Here is a 13,805-nt window from a genome sequence, read left to right on the forward strand (position 1 = left end):
AGGGCAATCGCCGCCCGCGCGGCTTGCGCGCCGCCGCCGGCTGCGAAAACTGACGCCGGTTGTCAGACTTGGACAGCCGTCTCCTCGACGGCCGGGCTTTGTTCCCTTTGCTGCAGATTCCACAAGTGAGCGTAGCGGCCGCGCTCGGCCAGGAGCTGTTCGTGGGTGCCGCGTTCGACCACGCGGCCGTGCTCGAGCACGAGGATCTGGTCGGCGTGGACGATCGTCGACAGCCGGTGCGCGATGATCAGCGTGGTGCGGTGCTCGGCGATCTCGGCCAGCTCGCCCTGGATGATCTTCTCGGTGCGCGTGTCGAGCGCGCTGGTGGCTTCGTCGAAGACCAGGATCGCCGGGTTCTTCAGCAGCGTGCGCGCAATCGCCACGCGCTGCTTCTCGCCGCCGGAGAGCTTCAGGCCGCGCTCGCCGACGGTGGTCTCGTAGCCCTGCGGCAGCGATTCGATGAAGGCGTGCACGTGCGCGGCGCGCGCCGCGGCGAAGATCTCCTCGCGGCTCGCGTCCGGCCGGCCGTAGGCGATGTTGTAGTAGATCGTGTCGTTGAACAGCACGGTGTCCTGCGGAACGATGCCGATCGCCGCACGCAGGCTGTCCTGCCGCACCTCGCGGATGTCCTGGCCGTCGATCGTGATGCGGCCGCCGCCGACGTCGTAGAAGCGGAACAGAAGCCGCGCCAGGGTCGACTTGCCGGCGCCGGTGGTGCCGACCACGGCGAGCGTGTGGCCGGCCGGGATGCGGAAGTCGACGCCGCGCAGGATCGGCCGCGCCGCGTCGTAGGCGAAGTCCACCTGCTCGAAGCGCACCTCGCCGCCGCGCACCGCCAGCGGTGGTGCGTCCGGCGCGTCCTCGACCTCGCGCGCCTCGGCCAGCAGGCCGAACATGCGCTCGATGTTGATCAGCGCCTGCTTCACCTGGCGATAGACCATGCCGAGATAGTTCAGCGGCACCGACAGCTGCAGCAGGAACGCGTTGACCAGCACGAAGTCGCCGAGCGTCATCGTGCCGGCGACGACGCCGGCCGCGGCGCGCCACAGCAGCAGGGTCAGGCCGACCGCGACGATGCCGGCCTGGCCGACGTTGAGCACGGCCAGCGTCTTCAGGCTCCTGACCGTGGCTTCCTCCAGCTTGATCAGGCTGGCGTCGTAGCGCGCGAACTCGTGCCGTTCGTTGCCGAAGTACTTGACCGTCTCGTAGTTCAGCAGCGAATCGACCGCGCGTTCGTTGGCCTCGGTGTCGGCGGTGTTCGCCGCGCGGTACCAGCGCATGCGCCATTCGGTCACCGCGAAGGTGAAGACGATGTAGGCGACGAGGGTCGCCAGCGTGATCGCGGTGAAGGTCCAGTCGAAGCGCGCGATCAGGATGCCGCAGACCAGCGCGATCTCGAGCAGGGTCGGCAGGATCGTGTAGATGGTCCAGTCGAGCAGGTCGGAGGTGGCCGTCATGCCGCGTTCGACGTCGCGCGCGACGCCGCCGGTGCGGCGGTCGAGGTGGAAGCGCAGGGACAGCGAGTGCAGGTGCTCGAACACGCGCAAGGTGATGTTGCGCGAGGTGCGCGCGAGCACGCGCGCGAACACGATCTGGCGCAGCTCCTGGAACAGCGACGTCGACAGCCGCAGCGCGCCGTAGGCGAGCAGCAGGCCGAGCGGGACCAGCAGCGGCGCCGGCGCCAGGTCGAGCCGGTCGATCAGGTCCTTCATGACCAGCGGCACGCCGACGTTGGCGAGCTTGGCCGCGACGAGCAGCAGCAGGGCGGCGGCCACGCGGCGGCGATAGCGCCACACCTCGGGCCAGAGGCGGCGCAGCACGGACAGCGTATGGGTCGGGGCGGAAGGTCGTGTGTTCATGGACGATTCGGTGCTCGCCTGCAGATGCGGCCGGTCGCGCGTTTAACAATCCGGTCGCAGGCCGGGGCGCTATGATGCAGTCCCTTTCGTCGACAGGAGAAACGATCATGCGCCCGATTTCGTTGCTTGCCGCGGCCCTGCTGCTGGGCGGCGGTTCCGCGATGGCCGCGCAGGACGCCGGGCACCCGGCCTCGCACGCGGCTCCCGCCGCCGGAACCGGCATCGTGCGCGAGAAGGCGCCCAAGGGCGCGAAGGTGTTCTTCGTCGAGCCGAAGGACGGCGCCACGGTCGGCCGCGAGGTCAAGCTCAAGTTCGGCGTCGAGGGCATCGAGATCAAGCCGGCCGGCGACACCACGCCGAACACCGGCCATCACCACCTGCTGATCGATGCCAAGGAACTGCCGCCGCTGGACATGCCGATTCCGGCCGACGCGACGCACAAGCACTACGGCAAGGGCCAGACCGAGGACACGATCACGCTGGAACCGGGCACGCACACCTTGCAGCTCGATTTCGGCGACACCCGCCACGTGCAGTTCGATCCGCCGATCGTGTCGGAGAAGATCACGATTCACGTGAAGTAAGCGCGCCGTTCGCCGCCCCCGCAGGGGCGGGCTTTTCTCCCTCTCCCGCGAGCGAGAGGTGAAAGCCGATGAGGCTTTCCGGATGGGAGCTTTGCTTTCCGGATGGAAGCTCTCTCCCTCTCCCGCTTGCGGGAGAGGGCCGGGGTGAGGGGAGTCGGAGGCAGGCATCACACAGTCGAGCAACCGTCCCTGGCGCGCTCACCCATCGGCATCCATGCCTCAGCCTCGACCTCTCCCGCGAGCGGGAGAGGTGGCAGCAGACGATCAGTCGATCGCCTCGTCCAGCATCAGCGCGCGTGCGTAACGCACCGGCGGCGATCCGAACGACAGCACGGTGTCGCTGTAGCGGCGCAGCACGAAGCCGTCGCCCCAGCGCTGCTTGGCGTCGCCGTACAGGTCCAGGTGTTCCTGCCAGCCGACGAAGTAGGTCGGCAGCTGCGCCGAGGTCAGCTGCGCGCGCGTCCACTTGCCGGCCGCCTCGCGCTCCTCCTGGAAGGTCTGCACCGTCATCAGCTTCATCGCGTCCTTGCGCGTCATGCCGTCGACGTGGATCGCCTGGTCGAGGATCGCGTTGGCGATCGCACGCAGGTCCCACTTCAGGTGCACGAGGCGGTACAGCGGGTCGCCGTCGAGATAGCCTTCGTCGGCCATGACTTTCTCGGTGAACACCGCCCAGCCCTCGATGAACGGGCCGGACGAGAGCACCGCGCGCAGCACCGACGGATACTTGTTGGAGTGCCACAGCTGCAGGTAGTGGCCGGGCATCGCCTCGTGGATGGTCAGTTCCTCGATCGAGCGCGTGTTGTATTCGCGCAGGAAGGAATCGACCTGCTTCTTGGTCCAGTCCTTCGGGATCGGCGACACCGCGTAGAAGGTGTCGAGATTCTTGTCCAGCGGGCCGGGCGAATCGCAGTAGGCGAGGGCGACGCCGCGCTGGAACTCCGGCATCGGGATGATCTTCAGCGGCGCGTCGGGCAGGCCGACGATGTCCTTGGCGCGCACGAACTCGGTCGCGCGCTGCAGCGCGGCTTCGGCCGTGGCGATGACCTGGTCGCGCTTGGGACGATCGGCGTAGGCGAGTTCGAGCGCGGCCTGGATCGCCTTCTGCTGCTGCGCCGGGGTCGGATTCTCCGGCAGCGGCGGCGCCTTGCGCTTGCCGGCGAGGACCTTGCGCGCGATGCCGTACATCTCCTCGCGCGTGCTCTTCAGCGCCGCTTCGGCGCGCTGGCGGATGTCGGCGCGCGTGAGCGGCGAGTTCAGCGCGAAGGCGAGCTTGGCGTCGTAGAGGTCGGCGCCGATGCGGAAGTCGCCCTTGGCCTTCGGCACCAGCTTGCGGTCGATCCAGGTCTGGTTCTGCGCGACGGCCTTGCGCAGGCCGGCGATGGCCGCTTCCAGGCGCTTGCGCTCGGCGTCGGGCAGTTCCTTGGCATGCGGCGCGATCAGGCCGTCGACGAGGCTGAGCACGCCCTTGTTCTGCTTCGACACGGTCTCGGCGTGGATCTTCGGCACGCGCGCCGGATCCAGGTTCGCCTGCATCTGCTCGAACAGGCCGGGCAGCTTCTCCATGCGCGCGGTGGCGGCACGCAGGCGGTCCGGCAGCGGCGCGAATTCACGCGCCATCAGGCTGTACAGGGCGCCGCCGGCGAGCTGGCTGTAGACCATCGGATCCCAGGCCCAGCTCTGCAGCGTCTCGCTGCTCCAGATGTCCGAGCGCAGCTGGTTGTGCAGGATGCTGTAGTCGACCTGGTTCGCGCGCGAGAGCTTGCTGCGGTCGATCTGTTCCAGCTCGGCGAGCATGCCGCGCGAGAACTCCAGGCCGCGCTGGCGGCCTTCCGCACTGAGGTCGTCCAGTTCGGCGTCGTAGCGGTGATCGCCGATCTGCGTCGCACCCACCGGCGCCAGCTTGAAATAGCCGTCGAGCCAGCGCTGCGAGAGGTCGGCGAACGCGGCGTTGGCCGCCTCGGCCGCGGCGATCGCGGGGTCCGGCGGCGCCTTGCGCGGCGATGCGCTGCAGGCGGCGAGCAGGACGAGAATGGACAACAGGCGCAGCAGGCGGAACATCGGCAACCTCCCCGTGAGCGCGGCGCGAGCGGCCGCGCGCGGACTTTATCCCACCGCCCGCACGGCGTGCATGCCCTGCGTCACGGACGCAGGCTCAGCGCGCCGGCGCGAGATCGATCGAGTAGGTCGCCTTGCCGTCGCCGCTGTCCTCGATCTGGCGGATGCCCTTCAGGCCGGCGGCCTTGGCCAGATCGAGCTTGCCGGCGGCCGAGGTAAACACCACCGGGCCGGCGGTCTTCACCGGCGCGAAGCGCCAGCTGCGGTCGGCGCCGTCCTGCTTGCGCACGAGGTGCTTGCGCTGCTTCACCCACTCGATCAGCGCGTCGCGGTTCGCGTCCGGCGCGGACAGCACCACGTTGCTGCCGTCCAGGCCGGGGAAGTGGCCGCCGCCGCTGGCGCGGTAGTTGTTGGTGACGACGATGAACGGCTGCGCGTCGGCGACCGGCTTGCCGCGATGGCGCAGGCCGCGGATGCGCGAGCCTTCCGGCTGCGTCACGTCGATCTCGTAGCGCAGCTCGCCCTGCAGCACGTCGAAGTTGTAGCCGACGAACTTGCGGTTGATCAGCTCCTGCGGCGCGGTGGCGGCGGGGTCGATGCGGTTGAAGCGGCCGGCGGAACGTTCCAGCCACGCCTTCAGGCCCTTGCCGTCGATCTTCACCGCGGTGAGCGTGTTCGGGTACAGGTACAGGTCGGCCGCGTTGCGGATCGCCAGCGGGCCGGCCGGGATGTCGGTGTAGTCGGCCGGGCCGCCGAAGCCGCCCTTGAACGGCGCGGCCGCCGACAGCACCGGCACGCCGGCGTACTGCGGCAGGTTCCTGGCGACGTAGCGCTCAACGTAGTCGCGCTGCGCGCTGTTGACCGGCTGCAGCGCGCTGACGTCGCCGACGTCGGCGAAGTAGGTCGTCATCGCGAAGTCGCTGTCGCCGATCGGCGTGGAGACGTAGCGGATCGTGGCCTGGTGCACGTCGTCGACGAGGCGCGCGATCTCGGCGTCGGGCTCGACGAAGCTGCCGTCGGCCTTCTTGATGCTGCGCACTTCCGAATGCGTGGCGGCCGGATCGATCTGCCAGCGGCCGTCCTTGCGCACCAGGGCCAGCTCGATCACGCCCAGGCCCTTGCCCCAGAAGCTGCCCATCACGGCCGGCTTGCCGTGCACGAAGCCGCGCTGGTTGTCGACCTCGGGCATGCTGGCGAAGCGCGACTTCGCATTGCCCGGATCGGGGAACGCCGCGTGCGAGTGGCCGAGCAGCAGGGCGTCGATGCCGGGTTCCTGCGCGAGGTACCAGTTGGCGTTCTCCATCGCGTCGCTGTAGGGCGAGGCGTCCAGTCCGCCGTGCGAGATCGCCACGACCAGGTCGGGATTGCGCTCGCGCAGCCTGGGCAGGTATTCGCGCGCTGCCTCGACCAGGCCCTTAGTGGTGAGCTTGCCTTCGAGGTTGCGCTTGTCCCACTGCAGGATCGGCGGCGGCGTGAAGCCGAGCAGGCCGATGCGCACGTCGTCCTCGCCGCTGCGTCCGTCCGCGGCACGGTACTTCAGCTTGCTGTCGACCCAGCCGAAGGGCGCGTAGATCGGCTGGCCGTCGCGCGCGCTGAACACGTTGGACAGCACCAGCGGGAAGTTCGGCCCCTTGCACTTTTGCGCCGGAACGCCGTCGACGTTCATCGGGTTCTTCGTGACCTGTGCCAGGAACGGCAGGCCGTAGTTGAACTCGTGGTTGCCGACCGTGCCGCCGTCGTAGCCGAGCGCGTCCATCGCGCGGTACATGGCCAGTTCCTCGTCGCAGCCGATCGGCTTCACCAGCGCCTGGTAGTCGGCCAGGGCCGTGCCCTGGATGGTGTCGCCGGCGTCGAACAGCAGCGAGTTCTGGTACTGCGCGCGTGCCTGACGCACCAGGGTGGCGAGCCGCTCGAAGCCGAGCGAGGGATCGTCGGCGAGCTGGTAGTAGTCGTAGCTGCGGATGTTGGAATGGACGTCGGTGGATTCCAGCAGGGCCAGGGTCGCGCGCGCACCCTCGGGCACCTCAGCTTGCGCCGGTGCGGCGGCCGGCTTGCCCGCCGGCGGCGCCGACGCGCAGGCGGTCAGGGCGGCGGCCAGCAGCAGGGACAGCGGCACGAGGCGGTCGCGCGACGGGAATCGGGTCATGGCAGGGCTCGGAGCGGAACGGAGAACGCCCATTCTGCCTGATGCCGCGTGACGGTATTACTGAAGACGAGGCGGCTTCGATCCTTCCCGTGAGCGGGAGAAGTGGACGTACGGCACCGGGTTCACACGGCGCGGCGAGCGCAGTTCCCCCTCTCCCGCTTGCGGGAGAGGGCTGGGGTGAGGGCGAGCCTGAAACGATGCTTCGGTTTCCCCTCACCCGACGCGCTGCGCGCGTCGACCTCTCCCGCGGACGGGAGAGGCGAACTCCGCCGTCGCCTAGAACTTCACCGCCGCCTCGACGCCCCACAGCCGCGGCGGCGTGATGCCGGCGCTGGTCGTGCCGAGCACCGAGGTGCTGATGTTGTTGAGCCCGGTGACGTAGCGCTTGTCGAACACGTTGTTGACGAACACCGCGAAGCTCCACGGCACGTTCGGCGAAGACCAGCCGACGCGGAAGTCGGCGCGCGTCTGGCGGTCGCCGGTCTTGAACGGCAGGCCGCGGATGCAGCTGCCCTGCAGGGCCGAGTCGTCGTTGCAGCGCGCCTTGCCGGTGAACGCGCCCTGCAGGGTGAAGGCGAGGTCGCCGTGCACGACGTCGTGCAGCACGTAGTCGATGCCGAGCATGCCCGACCACAGCGGCAGGCCGGTGGCCTGGCCGGAGAGGTCGCGGCCGTCGGAGGTCGTGTACTTCTTGTAGGTCTGGTTGATGTAGGCCGCGGCCGCGGTCAGGCGCAGGCTTTCGGTCGCCTGCCAGCGCGCCTCGAACTCCAGGCCCTTGGCTTCCTGGTCGCTGGGGATGATCTGGTACTGCGGCAGGTCCTCGCCGCTGCCGCCGCCGTTGGAGACCAGGGTCAGGTTCGGCAGGTTGGAATACTTGTAGTAGTAGACCGAGGCGTTGAACAGCAGCTTGTAGTCGGGGAACCAGCTCTTGATGCCGGCCTCGTAGTTGCGCACCGTCTGCGGGCGGTACACCGAGGCGACCTCGAGCGCGTTGAAGCCGCCGGCCTGGTAACCCTTGGTGGCGGAGGCGTACAGCATCACGTCGGGCGTCAGCTTGTAGTCGAGCACCACGCGCGGGCTGGTGTCGGTCCAGCTGCGGTTCAACGAGACCGGATGATGCAGCGTGGACGGCGTGACGAAGTAGATGTTCTGCTGGAACGTCTCGATCGGCACGCCGAGCGCGTCGAGCAGGCCGAGCGACTGCAGGCTGAGCAGGGTCAGGTCGAGCTGGTCGGCGATGCGCGGCGGCGTGTACCAGCTGAAGTCGCGCTCGTCGCGCGTGAAGCGCACGCCGGTGGTCAGGTTCAGGCGGTCGGTGAGGTGCCAGATCACGTCGCCGTAGATCGCCGCCGCCTTGGCCACGCCGCGGTTGTTCATGTTCTCCTGCCACGGATCGCCGAGCAGGGAATACTGGAAGCCGGCCGCCTGCAGGCCCTGGGTCAGCGGTCCGTACAGGCCGCCCGGCGCGATGCCAAGATTGCCGAGCAGGGTGTCGATGCTGTCGGTGAACAGGTTGATCTGGCTGGTCTGGCGGCCGTCGTCCTTGTACCAGCTGATGCCGCCGACCCAGTCGGCGAGATCGGTCTTGCCGGCGAGCTTGAATTCCTGCGACCAGGTCTTGTGCCGCTCGATGTTGACGTCGTCGAGGTACAGGTACAGGCGGTTGGTGCCGTCCTGGTCGGCGCGGTTGAACGTGTGGTAGCGCTGGAACGAGGTCAGCGAGGTCAGGTCGCCGAACGGCAGCGGATGCTCGACGCGCAGCGTGAACGAGTCGTAGGTGCGCGACTCGCGGTTGTCGATGGTGTCGTTGAACACGGGCGCATCGCGCGGATCGAGGTAGGTGGTGACGTCGGGCGTGGTCGGCGGCAGCTCGGGCCAGTCGGGCAGGCGCGTCACGCCGATCGCCGGGCGCGAGGGCTGCTTCAGGCGCTCGTGTTCCCAGGCGAAGTTGACGACGGTGTCGCCCGGCGCATTCCACTGCAGCTGCGCGCGCAGGCCCCAGTCGTTTTCCTTCTTGTAGCGCTCGCGGCTGGCGGCGTCGCGCAGCCAGCCGTCGCTCTGGATGTCGACGAAGCTGAAGCGCGCGGCGACGTCCTGCGTGACCGGCAGGTTCAGCACGCCGTCGAGATAGCGCTGGCCGTGGTTGCCCAGGCGCGTGCGCGCCTGTGCCTCGAATTCCGAGCCGGGCGCGATGGTGGCGACCGAGATCGCGCCGGCCGCACTGTTGCGGCCGAACAGCGTGCCCTGCGGACCTTTGAGCACTTCCACGCGCTCGATGTCGTTGAACATCAGCAGCGCGCCGCCGGTCTTGCCCATGTAGACGCCGTTCTCGTACACGCCGACCGGGGAGTCGGTGCCGATGCCGAAATCGCTCTGCGAGATGCCGCGCAGGCCGAAGAACGGCTGCGTCGCCTGGTTGCCGTCGACGGAGAGGCCGGGGATGTACATGTCCATCTTCGACAGGTCGGTGGCGGCGAGCTTGTCGATCTGCGCCGCGGTGACGACCTGCATCGCGATCGGCACTTCCTGCACCTGCTGCGTGCGGCTCTGCGCGGTGACCGTGATGTTGCCCAGCTGCTGCATCGCGGCGTCGTCGGCCGCGCTCTGGGCCGCGGCCGGATCCTGGGCGGGCGCGGGCTGTTCCTGCGCGTCGCTCTTGGCGTCCTGCGCGTCGGCGGCGAATGCGATGCCGCCCGTCATCAGCGCGGTCGCGCTCGCGATCAGCGCGGCGCGCACGTGCAGGGCCAGTGGCCTGGTCTGGATTTTCTTCACGGAAGCCTCCCCTTCGTCGTTTTTCAGGCGCCGCAGCTGCCCGGCATTGCGGCGATCCACTGGCGGATCAGGTCGACGCCCTCGCGGTGCGTCGTGTCGCGTCCCATTTCCGGCATCATCACGCCGGGTTCGTCCGAGAGCATGCGATACAGCAGGATGGATTCGTCGGGCTTGCCCGGCACGATGTCGAGCAGGCGGTCACCGGTGCCGCGGCCGGCCGCGACCGGCGGCTTGCACACGCCGAGCCGGCGCAGGTCGGTGGCTGCGCTGCGCAGGTCGAGCGCGGTCGTGTTGGCCGGTCCGGTCGGACTGTGGCACTGGCTGCAGTTGACGTCGAGATACGCGCGTGCGCGGGTGTCGAGCGGCTGCGCCGGATCGTGCCAGTCGGCGTCGCGCGGCACGTCCGCAGCCGGCACGCCGCTCAGGTAACCCTTTTCGCTCCAGGACGCGAGCTGTTCGCGCTTGCCGTCGGCATAGGCGTACTCGCGGTTGAGGTGGCGCGCCTTCGGGCCGAGCGGTTCGAGGCGCTTGGCCTTCACGTTGGCGACGTGGCAGCCGGCGCACTGGTTCTCGTTCGGCACGACGTAGGTGAAGCCTTCGTGCTGGTTCTGGTCGTCGACCAGCTCGAGCGGAATCGCATCGCCGGTGCGCGCCAGTTCCGCCTCGGTCTGCGCCGCATTCCAGACGTAGGGAATCGCTTCCCAGCCCTGTTCGCGGCGCACCAGCAGGCGCGTTTCGATCAGGCGCACCTTTGACAGATCGAGCGCGGCATTGCCCGAACCTGCGGCGAAATCGTCTGCGGTGTCGTAGGTGCGTGCGACCGCCTTGCTGGCGCGTGCTTCGTTCGCCGCCCGCGGGTAGTAGAACGTCTTGCTCAGCACCGTGCCGACCGGGAAGTCGAACGGACCCTCCGCGTCGTATTTCGCCGGCGCGCCCTTGGGCATCCAGACGGTGCGGAACTTGTGCGCGTAGTCGCTGAACAGCGGCGTGTTGAGGTCGTAGGGCACGACGTCGGCGTTCGGCGCGAGCCGGCCGTCGCGTGCCTCGACCAGATGCCAGTCGCTGAGCCTGGGCGGCTTGCCTTCGGCGAAGAAGTGCACCGGCTGCGGCGCGCGCGCGCAGCCGGCGAGGAGGGCGGCGAACGACACGGCGGCGAACAACGTCAAGCGCCTCAGTGCGTCATTCCCGCGAAAGCGGGACTGCGAAGGCAGGAAGCCGAAGCGAACATTCGCGCAGCGAATGGCCCGAAGGGCGAACTGCCGACGCAGTTCGTCATCCATCTTGATCCTGACTTCCGAAGCGAAAGCGAGAATGGATTCCCGCGTTCGCAGGAATGACGGCATGCTGAGGTTCTTTGGAAGCTGCTTCGATCCTGCCACGTGCATCATCAAGCCTTGCCCTTCAACTCGACCGCGGCCAGCTTGGGCAGGTCGCACTGGTATTCGTCCTTGCCGACCTTGGGCTTGTCGAAGCCGTTCGGGCCGTCGACGTTGAGCACCTCGACGTCGCCGTTGCGGATGCAGATGCGCTGCTCGGCCGGGTACTGGCCGTTGGTCATCGCCTTGGTGTCGATGTAGCCGTCCCAGAGCACGTCCGGGAAGTGGCCGTTGAGGCCGAACATCGACACCTTCAGCGCCTTCCAGTCGAGCCCGTCGGGCGAATCGCCGCCGCCGCTGAAGCGGTTGTCGTAGACGTAGATCGACTTCGGGTACGGATCGTAGCCCTCGGTCGGCTTCTTGTCGGCGAAGTTGCTGATGAAGTAGCTGGCGATGATCACGTTGGCGGTACGGTTGTCGCCGATGTCGTTGTCGAAGATCTCCACCTTCGGGTTCGACATGATCAGCACGCCCGTGCCGGCCGGAACGCTCGCCACCGCGGTGCCCTTGGCGGCGAAGTTGCCGAGGTTGTTGGCCGTCACCTTGTTCTTGTACACGCGCGTGTGTTCGCCGTGCAGGGTCAGGTCGGGCATGTTGAAGACGAGGATGCCGCCGGTGTTGCCGGTGGCGACGTTCTCGTAGACGTCGGCGCGCATCGAGTTCTCGATCTCGATGCCGGCGACGTTCTTCTCGGCGCGGTTGCGCCGCACGACGATGTCCTGCGACTGGCCGACGTAGATGCCGGCGTCGCGCGCGGCGAACGAGGAGGAATCCTCGATCAGCACGTTCTTGCACTTGACCGGATAGATGCCGTAGGCGCCGTTGTCCTTGGACGGGCCGGCGGTCCATTCCACGCGCACGTCGCGGATGGTGATGTTCTCGCCGTCGTTGATCTTGAGGCCGTCGCCCTTGGTGTCCTCGATGGCGAGGTGCTCGACGGTGAAGTCGCTGGCGTAGGCGAGGATGCCCTCGGGGCCGGAGACCTGGTTCTTGAACGACAGGACGGTCTTGTCCGAGCCGGCGCCGCGGATCGTCACGCCGTTCGCGCGCAGGGTCAGCACGCGCGTCAGCGAGTGCTTGCCGGCCGGAATCTCGATCACCGTGCCCGGCTTGGCGTCGAGGAACTGCTCCTGCAGTTTCTTCTCGAAGGCCGCCTCGGCGTCGCTCGGAGGCGGCGGCGTGCCTGGGCCGCAACCGGCGGCAAGGGTGCACAGGGCGAGGCTGGCGGCGAGTTTGCGCATGATCGAGTCCCCTTCGACGTTCGACGCGGAAATGTGCGCCGAACGAACGTTTGATGGTAGGGGCCGACGGGCCAACTTGGGGGGCAAAGCGGCCATTCTCGTCTGGCCGCTGGTACCACCCGCCGCCTAGTCGGCGGGTGCGCCGGCATGGCGCAGCGCGGTCGGCGGCGCTCCGGTCCAGCGCTTGAACGCGCGCCGGAACTCGCGCGCGTCGGAGTAGCCGACCTCGCTGCCGATCGCGGCGATGCTCAGCGAGCCGGCGCTGAGCAGTTCCAGCGCGCGCTCGGCGCGCAGCTGGTCGTGGATGTCGCGGTAGACGCGGCCGGCGGTGGCGAGATGGCGGCGCAGCGTGCGCTCGGAGAGGTTGAGGTTCTGCGCGACTTCGCCCAGCGTCGGATGCTCGGCCAGGCGCCGACGCAGGATGCGCTCGACCGAGGCGATGATCTCGCTCTGGCGCCGGATCTGCGCCGCCTGCTCGCGGCAGATCGCCAGCGCCTGCTGCGCGCTGACCGGATGATGCGTCGGCAGGCGCTGCTCCAGCCAGCGCGCGGCGACGATCATGCGATTGCGCGCGGTGCCGAAGCGGACTTCGCAGCCGAACAGCTTGCGGTACCCGGCCGCGTGCGGCGGTGCGGGATAGGTGAGTTCGAGCCGCTCGGGCTTGAACGCGGGACCGACCAGGTTGCGCGCCAGCTGCAGCGTGCTGGCGAACAGCTCCTCGCACAGGAAGACCAGGATTTCCTCGTCCGCGAAGCGCGGCCGCGCCACCAGCGCGACCTCGTGCGCGTTCGGTTCCATCGCGTCGAGCTCCACGTCCATCAGCGCGCCGGTGATGTCGGCGTACTCGACGCCGACCGCGACCGCCTCGCCGAACGTGCGCGAGGTCATCATCGCCAGGCCCATCACGCCGAAGGTGCCGTTGGACTGGTGCGCGCCGACTTCCAGGCCGAAGTCGCTGCGCGGAATCGCGCGCAGCGCGCGCTTGATGATCAGGCTGGCCTGCCGGTACGACACGCGCACCGAGGCGTCGTCGATCTGCGCGCGCGTGATGCCGATGCCGGCGAGCCAGGGCTCGACCGCCACGCCTTCCGCATCGGCGAGCTGCGCGATCACGGCGAGGATCGTGGTCGGAATCACCGCGGCGAGGTAGCGCGCGTCGGACGGCGCGCTGCGTGCGGAGGGTCTGGACGGAACGGGCTGGCGTCCGGCGGCGGCGCGGGAACGGGCTGGCATCATCCACGTGATCCTAGCGGCGCGTCGCTCGCAAGTCGCGACGCGCCGCAAAATTCCGCTTGCAGATCGCCCCCCCAGAAAGCACCACCGATGGGGGCGATGGTGCTTCCGGGGGACGGGCCGCGAGCCGCCGCAAAGGGGCCGTACTAGCGGCGGCGGGCCAACGGGTGACGACGGCAGCGCCCAGCAGCGCCCAGGCCAGCAGCGCCAGGGACCAGAGCGAGTTCAGCGGAACCGGCTCGGTTTCGAGCCGTGCTGGTGACCGTCGCGGACGGCGTGGCGGTGATCGTGTAGGCGAGGCTGCCGCCGACGGGCAGATCGGCGGTCTGGTCGATCGGGGCGCTGCCGCTGGCGGCACGGCGCGCGGCGCCGCCGTTCGCCGTACACGGTGGTTGGCGGCTGGGCCGGTCGGCGGTGGTCGTCGAGGTTCGGGCTGCGGCAGCAAAGGCGTGCGGCCGATTCGATGGGTAAAAATAAAAAAAAGAGTTTTTCACACGGCGCATTCCGGGTTTGAGGCGCACTGCGTTGGGAGTTTT

Annotated in this window: 8 protein-coding genes; 1 reads left to right on the top strand and 7 read right to left on the bottom strand. The window is 68.6% G+C overall.

Annotated features, from left to right (window positions below):
• Window positions 1-62: 62 nt before the first annotated feature.
• Entirely contained in the window at window positions 63-1,859 is a 1,797-nt protein-coding gene (locus ACFO6Q_RS13220) for an ABCB family ABC transporter ATP-binding protein/permease (RefSeq protein ID WP_380021574.1), read from the bottom strand.
• A gap of 107 nt (window positions 1,860-1,966) precedes the next feature.
• Here ACFO6Q_RS13220 and ACFO6Q_RS13225 point away from each other — a divergent pair, with 107 nt between their 5' ends.
• Window positions 1,967-2,443, top strand: coding sequence for a DUF4399 domain-containing protein (locus ACFO6Q_RS13225; RefSeq protein WP_380021575.1), 477 nt, complete (start codon window positions 1,967-1,969; stop codon window positions 2,441-2,443).
• Between the two features lie 264 nt (window positions 2,444-2,707).
• Here ACFO6Q_RS13225 and ACFO6Q_RS13230 read toward each other — a convergent pair whose 3' ends face one another.
• The 6 genes from ACFO6Q_RS13230 to ACFO6Q_RS13255 all read right to left on the bottom strand — a co-directional run bounded on the left by ACFO6Q_RS13230 (window position 2,708) and on the right by ACFO6Q_RS13255 (window position 13,269).
• A complete protein-coding gene (locus ACFO6Q_RS13230; RefSeq protein ID WP_380021576.1) occupies window positions 2,708-4,504 on the bottom strand; it encodes a DUF885 domain-containing protein in 1,797 nt (598 codons plus the stop codon).
• A gap of 94 nt (window positions 4,505-4,598) precedes the next feature.
• Complete coding sequence (locus tag ACFO6Q_RS13235) at window positions 4,599-6,647, bottom strand: bifunctional 2',3'-cyclic-nucleotide 2'-phosphodiesterase/3'-nucleotidase (RefSeq protein ID WP_380021577.1); 2,049 nt, start codon at window positions 6,645-6,647, stop codon at window positions 4,599-4,601.
• 276 nt (window positions 6,648-6,923) lie between these two features.
• Window positions 6,924-9,419 (bottom strand): TonB-dependent receptor, encoded by a 2,496-nt coding sequence (locus ACFO6Q_RS13240; protein WP_380021578.1) that lies wholly within the window; start codon window positions 9,417-9,419, stop codon window positions 6,924-6,926.
• 23 nt (window positions 9,420-9,442) lie between these two features.
• Entirely contained in the window at window positions 9,443-10,585 is a 1,143-nt protein-coding gene (locus ACFO6Q_RS13245; RefSeq protein WP_380021579.1) for an SO2930 family diheme c-type cytochrome, read from the bottom strand.
• A gap of 221 nt (window positions 10,586-10,806) precedes the next feature.
• Window positions 10,807-12,036, bottom strand: a complete 1,230-nt coding sequence (locus ACFO6Q_RS13250) for a parallel beta-helix domain-containing protein (protein WP_380021580.1) — start codon at window positions 12,034-12,036, stop codon at window positions 10,807-10,809.
• Between the two features lie 126 nt (window positions 12,037-12,162).
• On the bottom strand, window positions 12,163-13,269 hold the full coding sequence (locus ACFO6Q_RS13255; protein WP_380021581.1) for an AraC family transcriptional regulator: 1,107 nt from the start codon (window positions 13,267-13,269) through the stop codon (window positions 12,163-12,165).
• Between the last annotated feature and the right edge of the window lie 536 nt (window positions 13,270-13,805).

Source organism: Dokdonella ginsengisoli (genome assembly GCF_042652785.1).
GTDB classification, from domain to species: domain Bacteria; phylum Pseudomonadota; class Gammaproteobacteria; order Xanthomonadales; family Rhodanobacteraceae; genus Dokdonella_A; species Dokdonella_A ginsengisoli.